The sequence below is a fragment of the Sphingopyxis selenitireducens genome (genome assembly GCF_051550705.1).
Classification (GTDB): Bacteria; Pseudomonadota; Alphaproteobacteria; order Sphingomonadales; family Sphingomonadaceae; genus Sphingopyxis.
In genome coordinates this window covers 479,200-500,086 of record NZ_JBPULG010000005.1, presented here as the reverse complement: position 1 = coordinate 500,086, position 20,887 = coordinate 479,200, and the positions used below count along the sequence as shown (strand labels likewise).

At 60.8% G+C, this 20,887-nt stretch carries 18 protein-coding genes; 7 read left to right on the top strand and 11 right to left on the bottom strand.

Features of this window, described 5'->3' with window-relative positions:
* Positions 1 to 496: 496 nt before the first annotated feature.
* Complete coding sequence (locus ACSYDV_RS18465; RefSeq protein ID WP_497198773.1) at positions 497 to 1,249, top strand: DUF72 domain-containing protein; 753 nt, start codon at positions 497 to 499, stop codon at positions 1,247 to 1,249.
* A 653-nt stretch (positions 1,250 to 1,902) separates the two neighbouring features.
* Here the strand turns inward: ACSYDV_RS18465 and ACSYDV_RS18460 are convergent.
* A complete protein-coding gene (locus ACSYDV_RS18460) occupies positions 1,903 to 2,352 on the bottom strand; it encodes a hypothetical protein (protein WP_438325289.1) in 450 nt (149 codons plus the stop codon).
* Positions 2,353 to 2,463: 111 nt separating this feature from the next.
* Here ACSYDV_RS18460 and ACSYDV_RS18455 point away from each other — a divergent pair, with 111 nt between their 5' ends.
* Both ACSYDV_RS18455 and ACSYDV_RS18450 read left to right on the top strand, forming a co-directional pair.
* Positions 2,464 to 2,751: an SEL1-like repeat protein gene (locus ACSYDV_RS18455; RefSeq protein ID WP_438325288.1), complete on the top strand. Its 288-nt coding sequence runs from the start codon at positions 2,464 to 2,466 to the stop codon at positions 2,749 to 2,751.
* Positions 2,752 to 2,766: 15 nt separating this feature from the next.
* Positions 2,767 to 4,026, top strand: a complete 1,260-nt coding sequence (locus ACSYDV_RS18450) for an SEL1-like repeat protein (protein ID WP_438325287.1) — start codon at positions 2,767 to 2,769, stop codon at positions 4,024 to 4,026.
* A gap of 267 nt (positions 4,027 to 4,293) precedes the next feature.
* On the opposite strand, the gene ACSYDV_RS18445 is transcribed toward ACSYDV_RS18450, so the two are convergent.
* Positions 4,294 to 4,911, bottom strand: a complete 618-nt coding sequence (locus ACSYDV_RS18445; RefSeq protein ID WP_438325286.1) for a hypothetical protein — start codon at positions 4,909 to 4,911, stop codon at positions 4,294 to 4,296.
* A gap of 170 nt (positions 4,912 to 5,081) precedes the next feature.
* A complete protein-coding gene (locus ACSYDV_RS18440; protein ID WP_438325285.1) occupies positions 5,082 to 5,816 on the bottom strand; it encodes a hypothetical protein in 735 nt (244 codons plus the stop codon).
* A 958-nt stretch (positions 5,817 to 6,774) separates the two neighbouring features.
* Here ACSYDV_RS18440 and ACSYDV_RS18435 point away from each other — a divergent pair.
* On the top strand, positions 6,775 to 7,167 hold the full coding sequence (locus ACSYDV_RS18435; protein WP_438325284.1) for a VOC family protein: 393 nt from the start codon (positions 6,775 to 6,777) through the stop codon (positions 7,165 to 7,167).
* A gap of 714 nt (positions 7,168 to 7,881) precedes the next feature.
* Here the strand turns inward: ACSYDV_RS18435 and ACSYDV_RS18430 are convergent.
* Both ACSYDV_RS18430 and ACSYDV_RS18425 read right to left on the bottom strand, forming a co-directional pair.
* A complete protein-coding gene (locus ACSYDV_RS18430; protein ID WP_438325283.1) occupies positions 7,882 to 12,162 on the bottom strand; it encodes an autotransporter outer membrane beta-barrel domain-containing protein in 4,281 nt (1,426 codons plus the stop codon).
* Between the two features lie 1,281 nt (positions 12,163 to 13,443).
* Positions 13,444 to 13,641, bottom strand: a complete 198-nt coding sequence (locus ACSYDV_RS18425) for a CsbD family protein (RefSeq protein ID WP_438325282.1) — start codon at positions 13,639 to 13,641, stop codon at positions 13,444 to 13,446.
* A gap of 255 nt (positions 13,642 to 13,896) precedes the next feature.
* Between ACSYDV_RS18425 and ACSYDV_RS18420 the strand changes: the two genes are divergently transcribed.
* Positions 13,897 to 14,286 (top strand): response regulator, encoded by a 390-nt coding sequence (locus tag ACSYDV_RS18420; protein WP_438325281.1) that lies wholly within the window; start codon positions 13,897 to 13,899, stop codon positions 14,284 to 14,286.
* Positions 14,287 to 14,707: 421 nt separating this feature from the next.
* Here the strand turns inward: ACSYDV_RS18420 and ACSYDV_RS18415 are convergent, their stop codons facing one another.
* From ACSYDV_RS18415 to pdxR, 6 genes are all read right to left on the bottom strand, one after another.
* Positions 14,708 to 14,905 carry a hypothetical protein gene (locus ACSYDV_RS18415; protein ID WP_438325280.1) on the bottom strand — a complete coding sequence of 66 codons (198 nt, stop codon included), beginning with the start codon at positions 14,903 to 14,905 and terminating at the stop codon, positions 14,708 to 14,710.
* Between the two features lie 40 nt (positions 14,906 to 14,945).
* Complete coding sequence (locus ACSYDV_RS18410; RefSeq protein ID WP_438325279.1) at positions 14,946 to 15,158, bottom strand: hypothetical protein; 213 nt, start codon at positions 15,156 to 15,158, stop codon at positions 14,946 to 14,948.
* A gap of 440 nt (positions 15,159 to 15,598) precedes the next feature.
* On the bottom strand, positions 15,599 to 15,805 hold the full coding sequence (locus tag ACSYDV_RS18405; RefSeq protein ID WP_438325278.1) for a cold-shock protein: 207 nt from the start codon (positions 15,803 to 15,805) through the stop codon (positions 15,599 to 15,601).
* A 291-nt stretch (positions 15,806 to 16,096) separates the two neighbouring features.
* The gene (locus ACSYDV_RS18400; RefSeq protein ID WP_438325277.1) at positions 16,097 to 16,333 is read right to left on the bottom strand and encodes a hypothetical protein; all 237 of its coding nucleotides are present in this window, start codon (positions 16,331 to 16,333) and stop codon (positions 16,097 to 16,099) included.
* Complete coding sequence (locus ACSYDV_RS18395; protein ID WP_438325276.1) at positions 16,330 to 16,602, bottom strand: hypothetical protein; 273 nt, start codon at positions 16,600 to 16,602, stop codon at positions 16,330 to 16,332. The genes ACSYDV_RS18400 and ACSYDV_RS18395 overlap by 4 nt, the downstream gene beginning before the upstream one ends.
* Positions 16,603 to 17,180: 578 nt before the next feature.
* Positions 17,181 to 18,632, bottom strand: coding sequence for a MocR-like pyridoxine biosynthesis transcription factor PdxR (pdxR, locus tag ACSYDV_RS18390; RefSeq protein ID WP_438325275.1), 1,452 nt, complete (start codon positions 18,630 to 18,632; stop codon positions 17,181 to 17,183).
* 151 nt (positions 18,633 to 18,783) lie between these two features.
* On the opposite strand from pdxR, the gene ACSYDV_RS18385 reads away from it, so the two are divergent.
* Complete coding sequence (locus ACSYDV_RS18385; RefSeq protein ID WP_438325274.1) at positions 18,784 to 20,010, top strand: benzoate/H(+) symporter BenE family transporter; 1,227 nt, start codon at positions 18,784 to 18,786, stop codon at positions 20,008 to 20,010.
* Positions 20,007 to 20,873 (top strand): pyridoxal kinase, encoded by an 867-nt coding sequence (pdxY, locus tag ACSYDV_RS18380; RefSeq protein WP_438325273.1) that lies wholly within the window; start codon positions 20,007 to 20,009, stop codon positions 20,871 to 20,873. Before ACSYDV_RS18385 ends, pdxY begins: the two co-directional genes overlap by 4 nt.
* Positions 20,874 to 20,887 lie beyond the last annotated feature (14 nt).

The following is a 20,887-nucleotide window of genomic DNA, read 5'->3' as shown; positions in this document are numbered from 1 at the left end:
GAGGCCGATTCCCGCAGCCTTCTGTCGCGGCAAATAATATCCGGTTTTTTCGATTCGCAGCGGAAGGCTTCCTGACCGCAATCGGCCATAGGCAGCGATCTGATTTGGGAAGAAGAACGCCCGATCGGAGATGGACGGGGGTAACTTGAAGAGCCGTGTTTCCTGAAAGGAAGAGCTCTCCGGGTCGCTCGGCGCGGAGAGGCATGCGGGTGGACAGATGATTGTACAGCTGCACCAAAAACCCTTGTCGGTGCCGGCAAGATAAATGGGGTGGCGGGAGATCGTTCTCGGTCAGATTATTCACCCGGGACGCGCGAAGGGTTCATTCGACTGACAGGTTCTGCGGAAATATGCGGCCATGGGGCATCGGACAACGATCGCGGGTCTGGGAGACAATAGGCGAGAGGTAGCAAAGCATGGCGCAGATGTTCCAAACCGGACGACGATCAGATGGCTCGAGCTTCCGCAAAGGTTTTACGCATCTGAAGGCTCGCCGATGCGTTGGCTTCCCATGCAAGCAAGAATCGGCACGGCAGGATGGAGCATTGCGTCCCGGTACAGGGATGTCTTCTGCGGAGAGGGTATGGCGCTGGAGCGCTATTCGCGTCATTTATCATGCGTCGAGGTGAATTCCTCATTCTATCGCTCTCACCAACCTTCGACCTGGACACGCTGGGCGGCTATGGTGCCGACGGATTTCCGTTTTTCGGTAAAGGTGCCGCGCTCGATAACGCACGAGCACCGCCTCGAGAATTGTGACGGATTAGTCGGCAGGTTGCTTGAGGAGACGGCGGGCCTCGGAGAGAAAATGGCGGTGCTGCTCGTACAGTTGCCGCCGACGCTCATCTATCGTCCGCGCGTTGCCGGTACGTTTTTTCGTCTGCTGCGCGCATTAAGCGCCGTTCGTATCGCCTGCGAACCGCGCCATGCGAGCTGGTTCGAACCAGAGGCCGATCATGCGCTCGCCGAGATGATGATTGCACGCGTTGCCGCGGATCCGGCGCGAGTTCTCGCAGCGGCTGCTCCGGGAGGCTGGCGCGGCCTTTCCTATTGGCGCCTGCATGGCTCGCCCCGAATATACCGTTCTTCCTACACGCCTTCACAGCTCGATGAATATTCGCGCCAGCTTTTGTCGTCGGAAACGAGCGAGCTGCCATGGTGCATCTTCGATAACACCGCGTCGTCGGCCGCTCTCGGCAATGCGCTCGATCTGACGTTTCGAACCGATGGTCGCAACGTATCGCGCTGATGATTTGTGATGGCATTGATCTTGATCATACCAATTGCCGTTTTTGCAGTAGTAATTGCAGTAATGATAGGCAGTGGCGAGTTCGTCGTGTATGTCTCACCAAATGCCTGCGCGTTCGCGCAATCGTCCGGCCTCGGACCCCTCTAAGTAACTTGCTGTTACCGAAATTCACCGTGGGATCGCCGAGGCAGGGCTCTTCACCGCCTGGCTGCCGACGCTGCTGGCCTCTGCGGCGCACGATGACAGCTACCCCATTCTGGTGATTCCGGGGATGCTCGCGAACGACGCTTCGACGGCGCCGCTCGAGGTGCAACGGGAAGCCTCGGATATGTTGCCCGCGGAGGGGGGACTGGGCCGCAATTTTGGAACGCGGGACGACGGCCGCATACTTGACGATTCCCGCCGCGAGCTGTTGACTGTGCGCGGTCGACCACTGGGTCCGGAAAAACGAGACGGTTCACGGCACGCTGCCGCTATTTGCTTTTCGGATTTACGCGCCACAAGCCGACCGTCCGTAATCGGCCACACCCGGATTGGCGGTTCGCAAGAGCGCAGCTATTGCCTGCATAGAGCCTGGATCATGCGAGCAAGCCGAGGCGCCGGAATCTCTTCGATCAACCAAAAATCGCCGGAGCCATTCGGGGCCGGTCGTTTCAAGGCTCCGAATATGGCGATTCTCCGCCAAGGCTGTTGTTCGTATGACGGATCAGCAGATCGCACAGACAGGCAGCATCGGAACAGGCGTCGCGCTTTGCGCTGAAAACGGCATCGCGCGGGGGATTGTTCTGGTCGACTGCCTGCTTGGTTGCATTCTCGCGCGCATACACCCACGCAAGGTCGTCGAGGCGGCCCATGTGCCAGAGTCCGGCAGGATATTCGTCCAACGAGTCGCACATCAGCTGATGTGCCTTCACGGTCGGGTCATCGCAGCTAATATCGGACAGGACGTTCGCATAGGACGGTTCCAGCTTTGATATGCTCTTTTCGACCGCGGCAAAATCCACCTTGCAGCTCTGTGCGAACGATATCTGGGGCACGAGCAGCAACGCGATCGTCAGAACCGCACGGTATGCGGGGCCAGGGCGCAGTGACAATAGGGGCATTAAGTCGTCCTTTTATTCGTTGGAGTGCATATCGCGCGCACCGCTTAGCCAGCGATTGCGCATCGCTAATGTGATCGACCGCACGTCGATCGAATAATCAATGAATTTCATATGATAGATAGCGATATGCGGCGGGCTGGCCCAAAGGACCACCAGCGCGCCCTCGCGCTGTTCGACAAAGCCTGCAGCCCGGGCGAGCCCAAGAGCTGCTTCTCGCGGGGGCGGGCCTGTCAGACCGGGAACGGCCGCGATGCCGAGGTTGCGCGCGCCATCGCGCTGCTGGAGCGGGTTCTCATGCCCGAGCCGAAGACAGCGTCCGCCGCCAAAGCCGAAAAGGCCTTGGCGCTCGCTCGGCTGTCAGCCAAGTATCCAGAGGCCACTCCGGCGAGCAAACCATGAGAGATGTACAGCACGATGATGACGCGCATAGTTGATGGCCTGATGTTGCTGCGCGCCGCCATGATCGCGGCGTGTCTCTGGACCGCGGCGCCTGCCTCGGCTCAATGGCAGGCCGAGGAAACCGTCCTGCACTGCCGGTTTGAGGCGCAGGGCCGGGTGGCGTCGATTTCGCTTGCGGGCACGCGGGCGATCTATCGCTATGGTCGCCCCGGGCAAAAGCCAGAACTGACTTTGTCCAGCCCGCTAGCCGATCTCGACTATCAGCGCGCAGACGGTGCGGGTGACACGATCGACGAGATTGCGACCTTCGCGAACGGCGACACCACCTACCGCTTTGCCGCCGGCTTCAAGAACGGCGCGCAGCCTGATCCGTCCGCCCTGCGCCCATTCGGGCTTCTAACCGTGAGCCGGGCCGGCAAGGAACTTGCAAAGCTGGCCTGCGTTCCGGCGAGCATCGAGAGAAATCCAGACCGCTTGCTGGCGCGCATGCGCAACCTCGGCCGCGAGCGGACGTCTGGCGGCGCGACCTTTCCGAATTACCCGATCGACCCGCCGATTCGCGCCGCCGACGCGCCTGCCTGCAAGCCGGAGAACAACGTCGATACCTGCTGGAGCCGCGGCGTCGACGCTGCACGGCGGGGAGACCTGCGCGGCGCGCTCGAACATTACGACATGTCCTGCGACGCCGACATCGGCACCATGGGCTGCTATGAGGCAGGCAAGCTCTACCTCCATATTCGGCAGCTGCGCGATTACGCTCGCGCGAAAGAGAGGCTCGCTCGCACCTGCTCCGGCGACGATTCCGGCCAGGGGCCTTATGCCTGCAAATATCTCGGCTGGATGGCCTTCACCGGGACCGGGGTCCCGCGCAATCTTGACGAGGCGTTTGGGAAGCTCGCGAAGGCCTGCTTCTTCCACAATGACGCAATTCTCATCGACCCGGAGGGTTGCCACTTTCTGGGCAGGACGGCGCTCGAACTGCGCGGTCGTTCGCAGCGCGATGCGGCCAGGGCAGACCATCTGGCATACATCGCGTTCGCACAGGGCTGCACGGACAACGCCAAGACCGTGTGCGATGAAGCCCGCGCGCTATATCGTCGCGAGGCTGCGCGCGCCGCCAGCTGGATAAAATTGTGCGACAGAGATGTCGGCGAACATGGCGCGATCGGCACGTGCGCTGAACTTGCCATAAGCGAGGAGGATTATGATGCTGCGCAGGCCGTCCGGCGGCAGCTTGCGTCGATGTTCCGCGCCGTGTCGACATCGTCGGACTAGGGTCAGGACCCATTGATTTGATGTGACGGCTGTGTTTCAGGCTTGCTGTGAGGAGTCTGGACGATGAGCGCTTTGTTTTTGGCCGGACGGACGAGCAAAAGGTGCGTCTTCAGCCCTATTTTCCGAAGAGCCATGACCGCGCGGGTGTTGATGACCGGCGCGTTCTGAGCGGCATTATCTTCGTCAATACCTCTCCCAAAGCGCAATGGACGCTCGCCGACCGAGGCAATTTGCAGGAAAAGGAGTCTGGCCTTTTGCCTGTTCCGCTCAGTTTTTCCGGACCCGAAATGTCAAACTGCCGGCCTCGACAGCATCTATTTCGATGGTGATATCGCGCAATTCGATCACCGTTTGATCGACCGGAAAGCTGAAACGCTGGCTGCTTGCCGGTCGCTCCGGATCTGCGGCTGCATAACCACGAACGTCAAACTGCATCCTTCCGCCTTCGATACCTCCAAAAAGAATATCGTAGACGCGGCCCGTTTCGATGGGGCCATGCGCCTCCTCGCGTGGATCTTGGGCATTTTTGGAATAATCCCGCGGCGGAATGACCGGATCGCCGCTCAAGACGAATTGCGTTTTACCGAAGCTCTCGATTTCGGGCGCTGGATTTGTAGTGACCTGAGCGTCGGCTGCGGAGGCCTCGGCACCTGCTGCAGCCTGCCCATCGTCGGCCTGGCTGTTAGTCGCGGCGGCGTAGAGGGCAATCGCGGCGCCGGATGCGAGCAAAAGCCCGAGCCTTTTCATATCATTCCCTTTCCAGCCGGATTTGGCCGGTTCGCACGGCTCGACAAACCGCTTTTCGAGCAGACACTTGATCGCCGATACCGACATGAGCAACATGAATAAATATCTTCGTTCAGTCATCATCGGCACGGTGACCAAGTCTGCTATCTTATGCCCCCCAACTTGCTTGCGTGCGAAAGCGTTCTGAAAAGCTTCTGCGTGCTGCAAGCCGCGCAAGGCGCACCGATCCCCGAAAACCGAGCATGAGACCAGCGCTGCTGTGGCTCCGCCTGATGTGATTTCCGTCGTTGCCGGATATCCTGTCGCCTTCAAAGCCGGGTGATGATCATATTTCCAAAAACCTGACTGAACAGGATAACGCTGGCGAGCGCGACACCGAACGAGAAGAGCCAGTTCATCTCGGCCCGAAGCAATATTTGCTCGCGCGCATCCAGCAGACCGGCATCGCGGCGGCGTTGCTGGCGGTGGATGAGCGCCACGGCGAGCAGCGTAAACAGGATCGTCGGGAGATAGCCGAACAGCAGCCCTGTCAATTGTCGCCTCGTCGCGGATCCGGAACCGATTCCTACCATGAAATGGGAAATGGCGACCTGATGCTCATAGCGCATGAAGCTGAAGAGCAAACCTGCAACGGCGAGCAGATAAAAAAGTCCATGTCGCAATCTCAGGCTCAACGGCCAGTCGATCCGCGGTGCGGGTGGAAATAGCTTACCGCCGGGCGGCGGGGCCATGGCGGTCTGACGATCGCCGCGGGCGTTTTTGCGATCATCATTCCAGAACCGGCGATAGGTCATGCGATGGATCACAACTAGCAGAATGACTGCCAGAAACGGCATAATGACATACAGCAATGCAACCGCGCCGGCATTGCGTTCAGTCGATCCGCGCAGCATCGCGACCGCAATCCATCCACCGAACAGCAAGGTCCAGCCGACAAGGAAGGCTGTAATGGCCACCATCGCCCGCCGGACCGGACGTCCATCCATCCACGCATGCAGCCGGTCGAACCAGCCTATGGGGCCGGGTGGCGGAATGTCGGTCATAGTTTCCAGGCCCGGCTGACAGATGTTGAACAATGATCCGGGTTGCAGCGTTGCCAAAGCGCATCGACACCTCGCCGATCTAACGAGAGGCGTCCGACATCGTCGACAAAAGCCGCGCCGCCGAGGTTATGCTTCCCTCTGAAGGCAAGAGGTCGCAAGTAGCGATCAGGCAAAAGCTTGAATAGCACGGTCCGACCCATCTTAATTTTTTGATGTCATTAATCAGTCCGGTTCGGTCAATCGCACCCACCATTGCAACGACAAAGTCCAGGAGTTCGACTGCAGCCAAGCGCCGCAATTTGTCACTTGCCAGTGAATGTCGCAAGCGTTCGGTCGGCTGCGACGCGTGCCGAAAGGCGATGAGGGCGATAGTGATTGGAACATGGTCAATCTTTGCGCGCGCCAGCATTATAGCGCGCGGGTTCTTCTGAATGGGCTGAAGCTCGGCTGACAGCGCGTTTGCACGATTCCCGCTATGTCTCTACGTTGGCGGGTGATCGATCGGGTCGTGATTTTTCCGCTCTTCCACCGGAGAGAGGCCGACCTGCCTCGGCGTGCGTTAGTCGCGCCTCCCATACGAAGTTCTGTGCCTTCGCTTGGCCGGGACTGTATTTAACGGCGGCTTTCCCGCGGCCTGAACCCGCAAGCCTACGGTCCGAGATCGACCAACTTCATTTGTTGAATGTGCATCGGATGGTCGCCGCGTCAGCCACATCATTTGCGCTCCGGCTACCCTTCATACGCCGCAACCGAATTTCTTCCGCCCGCGCAACCGCCGGTTAAACTTGTCGTTAATGGAGAAGGAATAGGGCTCGTTTGGGATCTGGCGGGGTACCAATTCAAATGTCCCTGCCACTTCAAAAAGGGCTGGTGCAACTACGGCGGTTTTCGGTGGGGATAATCGGGCTGGCAGAGCAGATAGTGGCGGTCCGCGTCGCGCTGTCGCGGGGAAGGGAGAATGGATTTGATCGACCATATGGGAATGGGCGTTGCCGACCTGGGAACGTCGAAGCGTTTCTATGATGCGGCGCTGGCGCCCTTGGGCATAGCCCAGGCCATGGAAGTCACGCCCGAAGAAACGGGTGGATACCATGGTATAGGTTATGGCGCGGCAGGTAAGCCGTGCTTTTGGATTGGCAATGGAAAACCCGGTAGCGCGGGCCTGCATATTGCCTTCTCGGCATCTTTGCGTGACGAAATCGATGCCTTCTACAATGCAGCCATGGCGGCTGGCGGACAAGATAATGGCCCGCCCGGCATTCGCGCTCACTATCATCCCAATTATTATGCTGCGTTCGTCCTGGATCCTGATGGCAATAATGTGGAAGCCGTGTGTCATGCGCCTGTGTGACGTCGCCACCGGCAACGGCTCGTCTCGATACGCTCGATATCTGCTCCCTGGGCCGATCTGAATAAAGCATACGGCTCCGGCCGCAGATTGCACGATTGGGCACCAGGACTATGGCTAGCCGAGCATGAGTGCGATGGCGGGGCCGCCTCGCTCGGCCTGCCCGTTGTGAACCCGCGCCATGCCTCTGCTAGCGGCGCGCATGATCCCTTCAGATGACGCGCTGTTGAAAAGTATAGCCGAGGGAAGGGAGCCCGCGTCCTCGACATACGGTCGCCGCCATTTCGGTTGTCGGACGCGACCGGGAGGCGGCAGACGGGCAAGCGACTGCTGACAGGCGGAACCAGCTGCGCGCTGGGCAGGGATCTACTGTGCTAGGGATCTTGTGTTGCGTCCGCAAATCGAGCTTTTCAGCTTGAGAGCGGGCCGTTTCCAAACGGCCACAAATCCTAATGAGTAGTGGTTGGATATACAAAGCTGCAAAGCAGTGACCAATGCCGTCCTCTCAGATGCGACGTCGAGCTGCTCGCGTTTTCGTTCGTCGGATCACATCAGCTTCTACATACCGCCGGTCAATAACGAGAAGAGCGCTCGCGGATCGGCGACCAAATTGCCATTGATCCGCGATCGGTGCACCGGCTTGTATGCCGGACGAAAAAGGGCCGCCGCGCATCGCAGCAGCCCTTCTTTCATGACCGGTCGCCCGACCTTCTTCGGTCAGAAGCTATAGGAAAAGCCCAGCTTCAGGCCGTGATCGCTCCAGCGGTCGGCCATATTTCCGACGTAGGAAACGCCAAGCGAACCGCCGGGCAGTATGTTCGCCTGCAGGCCGGCCTCCAGACGCAGCGCGTTGCGCGTCGCGGGCATGCCTTCGATGGAGAAGCTCTCACCCGTGGCGAGCTTGTGACGCCCTTCGGCGGCTACATCACCAAAACCGCGCAACCATGCTGCTGAGACACGCGGCGTGATTACCGCCTGTTCCGAAACGGGCAGCACGGCGCCAAGTCGCAGGCCTAGCGTGGTGTAGGTTACATCGCGCTTGTGGCTGCCCACCGTGAGTGCGGTCAGTGCACCGCCGGTTTCGTCGAAGCCGTCGGTCTTGAGACGGACATGGTTCGCTCCAGCGAAGGGCTCGACCATCAGCTTGCCCAGCGTGGCCGCATAGCTCAGCTCCGCGAACGCAGAGGCGCTCTTGCCGTTATATTCGCCGGAGACCTGTTCGGAGACGCCCGGGAACGAGATGTTGCGCTCGCCCTTCACGTCCTGCCAGCCATAGGAGCCGCCGACGCGCGCGCGCAGCTTGCCCCATCCGCCACCGACATAGGCCGCGATGGCCGATCCCGTGACCGTCGCGCGGCTGCCCAGATCATCGATCTGTACCTTATCTTCGCCATGGTTGAACGCCACACCAACCCGCCAGTCGCCCAGCATGGTATCGATACCGGTGATGAAACCGAAGCTGTTCTGCGTCGCGGCGGCGGCATTGCCGTCGCTCTTCGCCGTGTTCCAGCTTCCCAGCGCCTGTCCCCAGATGCCGGTGCGCCCGCCGTCCGTCTGCCGGGCGGCATTGCGGGCATTCGACAGCGCATGGCTGATCGTGTCGGCCTGGTCCATGCGGCCGATCACCATTTCGCCAAGGCGCCGGGTGCCATCCACCATGAACGTGCTCGTGGTTTCCCAAAGCTCGCCAGAGAGAGCATCAAACGCCTGCGCTGCGCCGGCTGCGTCAGCCTGTCCGGCAACCGCACGATAAAGGGCGCCATTCCGGACAGCTCCGTCCAGCGCGACAGCAACCGCACGCTGATTAACGGAACCCGCCACGCTGGCGAAGCTGCGGTCATTGCGAACCAGCGTCAATGTTACCGCATTGGCACCATAGCCCAGATAAGGGGTCAGGAACGGCAGATCGACATCGAGGCCAGCAAAAGTGCCCGTCACCCCGCCTGCGGCGGTCAGGATCACATAGTCGCTGGTCCAGCGATACGCGCCAGCCGCCGCGATTACCGAAACCATACCGCCATTGATGGTCGCTGCACCGCTCGCATTGACCCGGTCGCCGTTACCGGCAGCGTCCACTTCGACCTCGAAGACGGAGCCTGCGTTGAACTGCACATTGCCGGCCACATTGAGGGTGCCGACCGAATTGCCCGGCGCCAACGTCCCGCCATTGTTCACGACCAGCGTGCCCGTGGTGCCAGTGCCGCCCAGCGTGCCGCCGTTGTTCACCGCGATTTGGCCCGGCAATGTGCCGTTGACGGCCAGGCGACCGTCGTTGACATCCACCTGTCCGGTGAAGCTGCTCGTCCCGGTCAGGTTCAGCGAGCCCGATCCCCCCTTGATGAAGCCGCCCGTTCCGGTGATCTCGCCTGCAAAGCTGCTGTTTTCATTCTGAATCACCGTCAGTTCGCCGGTTCCCAGCGCCAGCGTGCCGCCGGTGCCGTTCAGGCCTGCCACCTGCTGGTCGCGCCCGCCGAGATCGAACACGCCGCCATTCAGGACAAGGTCGGAGTCGGTATCAAGTTGCGAGGTCAGGCGAACGACCCCGCCCTCGACCACCGTCGAACCGGTGTAGCTATAGTCGCCCGAGAGCAGCAGCGTGCCAGTGCCCCGCTTGATCAGATTGCCGTTGCCGGCAAGGGCGCCGGTATAGTCATAGTCGCCGATCTGGCTGAAAATCAGCGTGCCGTTGTTTACGGCGCCGGCAAGCAGGTTGCCGTCCCTGACCCCGTCGCCGACCTGAAGTGTGCCGGCCGTGTCGATCAGCACGGCGCCGCCCAGCGAACCGGTGAGCAGCATCGTGCCGTCCTCGATGGTCGTATCGCCCCCAAAGCCGCTGCTGTTACCCGAGAAAATCGTAGTTCCGGCGCCCGATTTTACAACTGAACCTGTGCCGCTGAGGACGCCCCGATATGTGGTGGTTGTGGGGCGTGCGAACACCAATGTGGCCTGGTCGGCAATATTGGCATTGCTGTTGATCGTGCCCAGAAGCACCGCAGTGCCTTCTGCCACGTTCAGCTGCGTGCCGCTGATGGCACCGGTAAAGGTCGCGGTGTTAGCGCCGGTCTTGATGACCGTGCCCTGGCCGGAAATCTGCCCGGCATAGCTGATGTCATCCGAGCGATCGAAGACGAGGGTGCCAAAGTTGGTGACGTTTGACGTGATCGAACCGGTAGTGCCGCCCGCGCCGATCTTGACGGTCGCGCCATTGCTGATGCCAAGGCCGTTCTCGAAGCTGCTGGCTCCGGTCAGCGTCAGCGTGCCGCCTTCGACCATCAGGCCGCCGGTGCCGGTGATCTGGCCGGCGAAGGTCTGCGAAGCATTTTTCACATTCAACCCGGCACTGCCGACGATGACGGTCCCATTTCCGTCCAGATCCCTGATCTGCGCCGAACTCGACGCCCGGACATCGAATGTTCCGTTGACGGTCACGCCGCTCGACTGGTTGATGCGGCCTTGTCCGCTCAGGGCGAGCGTCGCCCCGGCTTCAATGTTGGTCGCGCCAGTAAATGTGTTCATGCCGCTCAGCGTGATCGTCCCGCCGGAAACGGTCAGGCCGCCGCTGCCGCTGATGACCCGGTTGTGGAGCAACGCATCGGAGCGATTGAAGACCAGCGCGCCATCGTTCACGATATCGCTGTTGAGCGAACCGCTGGTCCCGCCATTGCCGATCTGCAACACGCCGCCGGCCTTGATGTTGGTGCTGGCAGCGCCGGTCGCCCCGGCCAGAACAGCCTTGCCGCCATCCACAGTGAAACTGCCCGAGAACAGGCTGCTGTCGCCGCTGAAAATTGTCGTTCCCGACAGGACATCAACCGCGCCGATGCCCGAAATGGGCCCGGCAAGGACATAGTCGGTGTCGGTATGGTTGAGGACGAGTCGTCCCGACCCGGCGCCGAATTTGATCCCGCTGGCGGCATCGATATGCCCAGCAGCTGCCGCGCTTTCTCCAGCCGCCGCGCCAATGTTCAACGTGCCGGTCGAACCGGTCTGGAAGGCAATGGTAACCCCGCGGGCGCCGTCCGCTTTCAACGTGCCGCCGTTGGAGATGGTTGCCTCACCATCATTGGTGTAGCCGACCATGACGTAGGAGGTGCCCCTGACGAGGCTGTTCGCGCCATCGACCACCAATGTGCCCGAACTTTCCGTATCGAAGCCCACAATGACCTTGTCGGCGCTCATGGTCGCGCCATCTCTGATGGTCGCGTCGCCCTCGCCGCTAAATCCGACAAAAAGATTGGTCGCGGTCGTCAGCTGGCTGTTTTCTCCTGAAACCGTCAAGGTTCCAGATCCCGACAACTGACGGCCGATGCTGATGTCCCCGGTCGCAGAAACTGCGGCACCGTCACTTATGGTCATGTCGCCGGTGCTGCCGCTGCCGACCGACAGACTGCCCGTTACAGTCCAGCTGGTGTCCTGACCCGCAATGACAGCGACGCCGTTCGAACCGGCATTTATGCCGAGGGCCGAAGAGGTTGTCTGCGCCGAGGCGCCAGCGGACATGTTGAACTCACCTTCGCCGCTACCACCAACGTACAAGCCTCCTCCCTCCAAGAGACTGCCGGCGCCGGAAACGGTGACCGTTCCTTTCGTGCCTTCGATCAAACCGACGCTCGTCGTGGCGCTTACAGTCGCGGTGGCGCCGTCGGTAATATTCAGCGTGCCGTCACCATAATAACCGACTGTCAGGCCGCCAACCGAAAGGCCGGACCCTGTGCCGGTAAGAAGGATCGCGCCGCTTTCATCGCGGATACCGGGCAGGGCAGCATTGTTGGTGCTGTTGCCCACGACAATATTATTTGCGTTCAGCTGGCCACCGTTTCGGATGGTCAGGTCCGCGTGATCCATCGACCCCAGAAACAGCATATTGGCTTCGCCCACAGTGCCGTCGATCACGGGTGCCGGATCGGACGCTGAAGGTGCCACAATTGCAGCGGGAATAGTCAGCGAAGGTGCGGCACCGCCGGACCAGTTGCCGCCGTCGGTCCAATCGTCGCTCACATTTCCTTCCCATACGGGATTTACCGGGGCGGCGACAGCTTGGCCACCGGACGCAAGCGCGAACAGGGCTACGCCCAGGCTCAGCGCCACCTTCCGACTGATCGCGGACGTGCTGGTACTGATTTCAATCTTGTAAACACTCATTCTCAATTCCCCGTTGATTCGAATCACAAAATCCCCAGAATCTTTGTCCAGGTCACATCGGCGACGTTGGCGATGCCAGGGGATAAGGAGTTTGATTACATCGTGGCTTACGTCTGATACCCGCAAACCGGCTTAAGGACGGAACAGGGTTTCTGGCCCTTCACCAGTTCTCCCGTATCATAGGCTCGTTCTTTTCCTCCACCGAGCGTCCCCAAATTATATATGTTTGACATTGGGTTACACATGCCAAGCCCGTTGGCAGAGATTGGTAAGGCATGTCGACTGGAATGTTCTCGCGCTACCTGCTTTTTCTAGTTTTCCGTTCAAATGGGACAGCTCGCAAGTCGACAAGCATGATGTCGCAACTGATCAGCGGTTGGTCACCGTGATGTTTCTGCCGTCCTCCAGGTTGGTAGTGGGCCAGATTGGCGCGGAGCTAGTCGAGTGGTTCCGGACGCTGACAGCACAGACGGTTTTTCCGAATCTCCGGCTACATTTGCTAACATCCCTACCGTGACCGCCACATGAGAAAGGAATGGCAACAAGGAGGGAGGCACGATCATGTGCGAGCAATTTCCTCGTTTTACCTCTTCCACTTGGCGCGTCACCCGAGCCTCGAGCTCGAGGTTGAACACGCACTCCTCGCATCTTGGACATCGAACCGCGCCGCAGTGCGATACGCCCCTGGGCTTCGCAAGCCGCCCGGCGCGCCGTGCCGGTCGATGATGTGTTAGCGTAATGCCCCAGGTTTGATGACGATTGACAGCTTGTTGCGTGCGCTCGCGCAACCGAATGTCTGGTGCCAGATGTATTGCTGCCAAGTTGCGTGATGTCTTGCGCCCGTTCCGCTTTGACAGTCTTCACCAACATCCTTGGCATCCTCGATTACTGGGGAGGAAGGCTGTCGATGCCGAAATGAAGGACAATGAAGGACGATGCTCTCGCGGCAAAGCGGACCTACGATAAGCATTGTCCGTTTTCCTGAGATCGAACCCAGAAGCAACCGCAGGGTTCCCTGGAAAATCGAAACCTGCCCGTCATGCAGGGGCCCTGGGAAACCCGCCCGAGCAGAAGTGCGCAAACCGGCGCAGAAAAGCCCGCGCAGATCCTGCGCGGGCTTCGTCCCGACTTGTGCGGTCAGTAGCTGGTTTCGAATTCGTCGATTTCACGCTCGGCTTCGTCGCGGGCGCGTCCGTAGCGCTCCTGTATCTTGCCGGCAAGGATTTTGCGATTTCCGTTGATCTCGTCGAGTTCGTCGTCGGTCAGCTCGCCCCACTTCTTCTGGACGTGACCCTTGACCTGTTCCCAATTGCCTTTCAGCGTATCGCTATTCATAAAGTTTCTCCTATCGTCGGTACGGAGGAACAACGCGGCGCCTTACCGGATGTTCCGCGACGGTGCCGGCGAACGATCCTGTCGTGAGAACTCCGGATCCTGGCGCGACGATAATGTCGCAACGATTGCTGCTAGGGCCAATCTATCTCTTTGGAACCAGCGACTTCGGCCGGCGTTGAGAAGGCAAGACAGAGGCTGGCGGAGTGTGAGGCTATTTGGCTTCGCTTGGTCCCGGCGTTCAGCAGGGAAGCCGCGTTGGGCAATCATATCATTCTGATGGTCGAAGACGAGCCACTCATTCAATTCATCATGGGTGAAGCCTTGCGCGAGGCCGGCTATATCATCCTGGAAGCCGGGGACGGCGAAGAAGCTCTCTCGATCCTGCAATCCGAAGACGCTGTCGATCTCATGGTCACCGATGTTCGCATGCCCGGCGGAATTGACGGGCTCGAGCTCGTGCGGCGCTCGAAAGCTCTGTCTCCCGGCCGCCCGGTGATCGAATGTTCGGGGCATCTTCTGGCAGACGAAGCCGGTCCGGCAGATGCATTCTTGTCGAAACCGTATACAGCGCGCCTGCTTATGGCGGCAATAGAGCGCCTACTGGACGCGCCTCGCGCCGAGATTCTGCCGATACGCATTAATTGATATGCGCCCATGTCGTGGGGACCCCGGCCGAAGATAGGTCTTCACAGTTGCTTGTCGAACCGTTGCCGGCCGCCTTAAATGCGGAGCCCAGCTCGGTCGCCCGCAACCGGCGATATTCCACACATCGCGGCGTTTATCATGGCTCGGTAGATCGGGCCGAGGTCCCCTTAGCCAACCTGGCCAGCCACGCCTGTCATGGCGTCGAGCATTGCCATGTCGGGTTCTCGCAGAGCGATGATCGCCGCCTAGGCCTTGGGCAAATAATCCTGCCAAAACGGTTTACCATCTATCGCTGCGTGGGGCGGAATTGTCTGCATCTCGCCAAGCGCGCGGGTTACTCTTTCGCGGCCTTTGGTCATGCCTTCACTATAGCATCTATTGTCACGAGGATCGCCTTTAAGATTGCTGGCGCGACAATCGATCAGGCCGCAACCGATCCTTCCGCAACACTGTAGCCGAGGAAGTTCGGTATCAGGCCGCGACCTTCGCGGAATCGGTTGATGCGTCTCGCATAGTGACGCGCGAGGTCGAAATGGGGGGTGGCGAGGCCAGTCTGGCGCGCGCTGCCGGCTTCCATCAGCGCAATCTGGTGGTGGTAGAAAAGCTGGTTCATATCCATGGCGTTTTCCTTATTTGGTCCGGGGAGTGGATGGCTCTGCTCAGGCGAGGCACTGGGCTCTCGCTGCGTCGGCAATCCGGTCCTTTTCGGCGCGAACTGCCTCGGACTTCTGTTGCCGGCTTGCCATGGCATGCCAGGCGGCCGCCGAGCGAAGGTTACGGTCGCGCACCTCCATCAGGTCGGACGCCTCTGCATCGGCCTCGCAGCGTTCGGCCTGCTCACGATAATGCTCACTCGTTGCTGTTGCGGCCATGCTGCTATCCTTTCGATCAATCGATCATATCGGCGATGAGGCGTCTGAGTTCGCGCCGCGAGAGCGTCGATGAACGGGCTCGTTGGCTGGGCTGCATCGGCTTTCCGGCGAGCGGAAGTGCCGAGAGGCTGGGGAAAATACTGCTATTCTGAAACATATTGATCTTCTTGGATTAGATGTCAGCGCCGCTTTGCTCGCGGCGCCCGGACTGTCCGGGGCGCGATCGCAATAGGCGATGCGGCCCTTGGTCAGGCATAGGGCGTCATTTCGACGCGCACGGCGTCGCACACAACGGACCGGATACGAAACGCCGCATCCGGTCCGCCGAATAGGCGATCAACCGATGGCCATTTTGGGTTCGACGCGGCAGCGCCCGTGGGGCAGGATCTCGTCGATCATGTCCTCAAGCGTGAGGACATCCTGCTTGGCCATCCGAAACGTCAGGCCGCTTCGAGGCTCACGGCCGAAACCTTGCCGTCGCGGCCGGTCTCGAGCTCGTAACTGACGCGCTGGTCTTTGTTAAGGGTCGCCATACCGGCGCGCTCGACCGCGGAGATATGGACGAAGCTGTCGCCCGAACCATCCGCATTCGCGATGAAGCCATAGCCCTTGTCGGAATTGAAGAATTTGACGTTGCCGATCGGCATGATTGTTTCCTTTCACGAAAACAGGGTACCCGCCGGCAAAAGCACCGGCAGAGCTGGAAGCGTGAGAAGGGAAGAAATAGACCCCGCGAGGGGCTTCAAAATTCCGTCGCAGGCGACGTTAGCAAGACGCGTATGAACTGACGATATATAAAAGTCAAGGAATTACTTGATTTTCTACATCGATACCGAAGTTTCCTACTGGAAAAGATGTGGGAGAATCATGCTCTGGATTATAATATATCAGCGATCGATCGGAGAATAATGGGCTCGGGTTCTTCTCGTTTGTTCTGCTTATCGAGCCTGTTCGTTCGGAGTCGGCGGGCGATAGAAACGATGCCGTGTCACTTCGCCGTCGATCACATGCCCGCGAAGCCTGAGGCGCATCTCCTCCGCGCCGGCGCCTGTCGTGCAAATGAGCCGGGTGCCGCCCGATCGGAGCGGTTCGATCGCGCTGATGCTGACGCCATGTTCGTGGCAGAGGCGCTTCACCTCCGCCTCGGGTAGCGCGAGGTTCATTGCGCGGCTCATGCGAACCCCGGATCGCGCGACCATGACCGGATCGCCGCGGCGACGCGCTCATAACCTTCCGGGCTCGCGGTCGCGACCGCCAGCGGACGACCGCCGAGCTCGGGATTCTCGCTGTTCAGGAAGGCAATTGCGGGATCGCGTCCGCCCATGGCGAGGAAAGCGAGCTGGCTGATGTCGCCTTGGCGGCGCGCATCGCCGGGCGGCAGCGGTGTGCGGCTCTTGCGAAAGAAGTTGCCCGATCGGCCTTTGGCGGCCGTAGACGTCGTCACGGCTGAAGGCCGATCTTGATCGGTGTGCGAACTCATGCTGTTGGGCCCCTGCCTGTAAGCGGGAGCACCAGGTCTCTCAGTCGCGGCGGCCTACAAGAACGAGTGCCGCGATGGTTATAATATGGGGCCTTGCGGCGGAATTGTAAGATGCTCGTGGCTATCGATCATGCGGTCGATCTGCCGTGGCATCTTGGTCGCTTTCTGAGCGGAGATAGTCCCGGTAACGATCTGCTTCGCGCGATGCGCCCAAGGCTATTCGATCCGCGCACAAAAAAGACGCCCGCGCGATTGGAGCCGGCGGGCGTCAGATGAAGATCTCTGGTTTCCTGACAGGAAGAGCACACTTGGGTCGCACGGCAGGGATAGGCGTGCGGGTCGGTGGATGACTGTACCGTAGCGCCAAAAGACTCCTGTCGACGGCAGCCGTTGTGCAGAAACTCTCGCCGCGACTGTCGGACCGAGACGAACTGGACGAATGTCCGCGTCACAATATTGGGAACCAGATGCTGCCGGTCCGCAACCGGCCACTCTTCGCTGCGGCGTAGATCGATTGCGTTGATGCTCGTGTCCGGGCCAATCTACGGCTTCGCTATCGCTCGAAGTGCATTGCCGAGCGTTCTGACGGCGACCTCGATCTCGGGCGGCGCGTAGGCTGCGAAACCCATGAGAAAGCCGGCTTTGCCGTCGCCGGCGGCGTGGAGCGCCGACAGGCCCATAAGTTCGATCCCGACACGCCGCGCCGCGTCGACAGCCGTGCGTTCCGGCATGTCGCAGGTCAACACGCAGGGCATTTGCAGCCCGCCAGCGGGAATGCGCGGCTCGACGAAATTCGACAGATGCTTGTTGATGAGGCCGGCCAGCACGCCGAGCCGCTGAGCATAGACACCGCGCATGGTGCGAACATGGGCGCCGAAATGCCCGCCCTCCATAAACCGCGCAAGCGTGAGTTGCGCCATGGGAGCCGTATGGCCATCGAGCAGGGTGCGTGCGACGGTCATGGGCTTTACGAGTTGGGGCGGCAGCACGACATAGCCAATCCGCAGTCCGGGAAAGAGCGATTTGGTGAAGGTGCCAATGTAGATGGTGCGATCATATGGATCGAGACCTTGCACGCAGGCCGTCGGCTTGCCGGCATAGTGGAACTCGCTGTCATAATCGTCTTCGATAATCCACGCCCGATGCCGCGCGGCCCATTCGATCAGCGCCATGCGGCGATCCAGCGCCAGTGTGACCCCGGTCGGAAACTGGTGGGAAGGCGTCAGGAAAACCGCTTTCGCCTGGTGCGGCCCGGCGATGATCTGATCCACAGCGATGCCCTGTTGATCCACCCTGACAGGGAGGCATTCCAGGCCCGCCGCATCGAACGCCTTGCGTGCGCCATAATAGGCGGGATCTTCCACAAATATCCGGTCGCCGGGGTCGAGCAGCATATTCGCACACAGCCACAAGGCCTGTTGCGAACTGGTCCGCACCAATATGCGGTCGGCGGTGGCGCGCGCGCCGCGTTCGAGATTCACATAGTCGGCGATCGCGCGGCGAAGCGGCCCGGTCCCCTGCGGATCGCCGTGGAGCAGAGTTTGTGCGCCAACCTCTTTGCGGACTTGCCGCTCCAGACGTTCCCAGAGCTGCAGGGGAAAGCTTCGGGTTTCGGGTATGCCATGGGCAAAGGGCCTTGGCGACAGCATCTCGCGTACCCCGCCGCTGCGGAACATGGCGGCTCCGCGCTTGCCGAGATCTGGCGCCTGGTTGCGCAAGAGCGTGTCCCGCCGCGAAAGCTGGCGGCTTGATGCGAACTCCGTCATCTCCGCCACGAAGCTGCCGCTGCCGACGCGCCGGTTGATGAAGCCTTCGGCATGCAGCTGGGCATAAGCCGCTTCGACCGTGTCGCGCGACACCTCCAGCGATCTGGCAAGCGCGCGCGAGGCGGGCAGGGGTTTGCCCGGCCCGAGCGCGCCGTCGACGATCAGTTGCCGGATAGCCCGCTGAATTCGCGCATGAAGCGGCATCGCTGCGTGGGCGGGGCGGGCCATCCATGCCTTTACGGATTCCAGTTGGGAATGCCTGAACAAATGGTCTGAACCTCTTTTGAAAAATGGATGGGCATATCCGGCCATTGGCCGGCTAATTGTCAAGGCGACTCATTGCCCTTGCGACAGAAAATTCAGGAGTGTCGTCACCATCATGTCATCCGGTTCAACTCCCCTTCGTTTCAGCGATGTCGTGCATCCCGTCGTGGCCGGCCTGATTTCCGTCATTGTCAATTATGGCGGCACCTTCATCCTTGTTTTTCAGGCGGCGAAGGTCGCGGGCCTGAGCCCCGATCTCACGGCATCGTGGGTCTGGTCGGTTTCCATCGGCGTGGGGCTGACCGGGCTGTTCCTCAGCTGGCGCTATCGCGAACCGATCATCACGGCCTGGTCCACCCCGGCGGCGGCGTTTCTCGTCACCGCGCTGGCGACGACGCCTTATGCCGAAGCGGTCGGTGCCTATATGATTTCGGCGGCCGCCTTTGTCGCGCTCGGCATGTCGGGCTGTTTCGAGAAGATCATCCGCTTGATCCCGCCCGGCATCGCCTCGGGCCTGCTTGCCGGCATCCTGCTCCAGTTCGGCATCGGGGCCTTTGGCGGCGCGAGTGCCGATCCGTTACTGGCCGGCTTGCTGATCGTCGCCTACCTCGCGCTGAAGCGCTTCTCGGCCCGTTACGCCGTTGTCGGTATCCTTCTGATCGGACTGGCCTTTCTGTTGACGCAAGGTCGCGTCGACCTGTCGGGGTTGAAGCTGGAATTCGCGGCGCCGGTTTTCACCATGCCGGTTTTCTCGCTGAACGCGCTGCTTTCCGTCGCACTGCCGCTGTTCCTGATTACGCTGACCGGTCAATATATGCCCGGAATGCTCGTCCTGCGGAATGATGGATTCCGGACGAGCGCCAATCCCGTCATCACGGTGACGGGCTTCGGTTCGCTCATCATGGCTCCCTTCGGATCCCATGCCTTCAACATCGCGGCCATTACGGCGGCGATTGCAACGGGCGAGGAGGCGCATGAAGATCCGTCGAAGCGCTGGATCGCCGGCATTGCAGCGGGCTGCTTCTATGTCCTCGTCGGGGTGTTCGGCGTGACGCTGGCCGCGGTCTTCATGGCGTTTCCCGCGACCTTCATCACCATGCTGGCCGGCCTTGCGCTTCTTGGCACGATCGGCGGGAGCCTTGCGGGGGCGATGGCCGATCCAGCGTCCCGCGAGGCGGCGCTGATCACCTTTCTCGCGTCCGCCGCGAACATCAAGCTGCTTGGCATCGGCGGGGCATTCTGGGGCCTGATGATCGGCCTCGTCGCCTCGCTCGTTCTGAACGGCCGTCTGCCACGCCGCGAGCGCACCGCTCTGACCGTCAGCGAAGGAGTCGGAAAATGAAATCCCGGACGATGCCGATGAGGACCTCCGTCATCTCCATCCAGAGCCAGGTCGTGCACGGGCATGTAGGCAACAGCGCCGCCGTTCTGCCGATGCAGGCGCATGGACTGAACGTTGCGGCGGTGCCGACGACGCTGCTCTCCAACCATCCGGGTTTCGAGACCATGCGCGGCCGGGTGCTGGAGTCCGAGCTTGTCGGCGATCTGCTGCGCGGGGTCGAAGAACGCGGGCTGATCGAGACGAGCCGCTACATCGTTTCCGGCTATCTCGGTTCGGGCGCCAACGGGGAGGTTGTGGCCGCTTTCGTCAAGCGGGCGAGGCAGATAAACCCCGGGATCACTTATATTTGCGACCCCGTCATGGGCGACGCCCATCTCGGGATATTCGTCGCCGATCAGGTCGTCGAATGCCTGCGCGACGAACTTGTCCCGATGGCCGATCTGCTGACCCCCAACCAGTTCGAGGTCGGATTGATCGCGGGCGGCCAGCCAATGACGTGGCGCGAGCTGGAGGCGGCCGTCGTGAAAATCCAGGCGTGGCGCGGGGCGCATGTGGTTGTGACCGGCTGTGCGCTCGCCGATACGCCGGCCGGCTTGCTGGAGAATATCGTCTTCGAGGGCAGGAGCTGCACCCGGCTGTCGTCGCCGCGTCTGCCGGTAGTGCCGGTCGGGACGGGGGATCTTTTTACCGGACTTCTGACCGCCAGTCTCGCCCGCGACGTGACGCTGGTCGATGCCGCCCGCCGCGCCGCCGCCACCGTGCTCGACATTCTTGGGCGCACCATGGCCGAGGGCGAGCATGAAATGCAGCTCGCCAGTGTCATGGGAACGCTTGGCTTCACTCGCCGGGAGCTCTCTCGATAAAGCCGCTCCATTAT

What these genes read in the sequence shown, in the direction of transcription:
- ACSYDV_RS18465 (WP_497198773.1), top strand. Translation starts at nt 497, where the DNA reads ATGCGTTGGCTTCCCATGCAAGCAAGAATCGGCACGGCAGGATGGAGC.
- ACSYDV_RS18460 (WP_438325289.1), bottom strand. Translation starts at nt 2,352, where the DNA reads ATGCCCCTATTGTCACTGCGCCCTGGCCCCGCATACCGTGCGGTTCTG.
- ACSYDV_RS18455 (WP_438325288.1), top strand. Translation starts at nt 2,464, where the DNA reads ATGATAGATAGCGATATGCGGCGGGCTGGCCCAAAGGACCACCAGCGC.
- ACSYDV_RS18450 (WP_438325287.1), top strand. Translation starts at nt 2,767, where the DNA reads ATGATGACGCGCATAGTTGATGGCCTGATGTTGCTGCGCGCCGCCATG.
- ACSYDV_RS18440 (WP_438325285.1), bottom strand. Translation starts at nt 5,816, where the DNA reads ATGACCGACATTCCGCCACCCGGCCCCATAGGCTGGTTCGACCGGCTG.
- ACSYDV_RS18435 (WP_438325284.1), top strand. Translation starts at nt 6,775, where the DNA reads ATGGATTTGATCGACCATATGGGAATGGGCGTTGCCGACCTGGGAACG.
- ACSYDV_RS18425 (WP_438325282.1), bottom strand. Translation starts at nt 13,641, where the DNA reads ATGAATAGCGATACGCTGAAAGGCAATTGGGAACAGGTCAAGGGTCAC.
- ACSYDV_RS18415 (WP_438325280.1), bottom strand. Translation starts at nt 14,905, where the DNA reads ATGGATATGAACCAGCTTTTCTACCACCACCAGATTGCGCTGATGGAA.
- ACSYDV_RS18410 (WP_438325279.1), bottom strand. Translation starts at nt 15,158, where the DNA reads ATGGCCGCAACAGCAACGAGTGAGCATTATCGTGAGCAGGCCGAACGC.
- ACSYDV_RS18405 (WP_438325278.1), bottom strand. Translation starts at nt 15,805, where the DNA reads ATGCCGATCGGCAACGTCAAATTCTTCAATTCCGACAAGGGCTATGGC.
- ACSYDV_RS18400 (WP_438325277.1), bottom strand. Translation starts at nt 16,333, where the DNA reads ATGAGCCGCGCAATGAACCTCGCGCTACCCGAGGCGGAGGTGAAGCGC.
- pdxR (WP_438325275.1), bottom strand. Translation starts at nt 18,632, where the DNA reads ATGGCCCGCCCCGCCCACGCAGCGATGCCGCTTCATGCGCGAATTCAG.
- ACSYDV_RS18385 (WP_438325274.1), top strand. Translation starts at nt 18,784, where the DNA reads ATGTCATCCGGTTCAACTCCCCTTCGTTTCAGCGATGTCGTGCATCCC.
- pdxY (WP_438325273.1), top strand. Translation starts at nt 20,007, where the DNA reads ATGAAATCCCGGACGATGCCGATGAGGACCTCCGTCATCTCCATCCAG.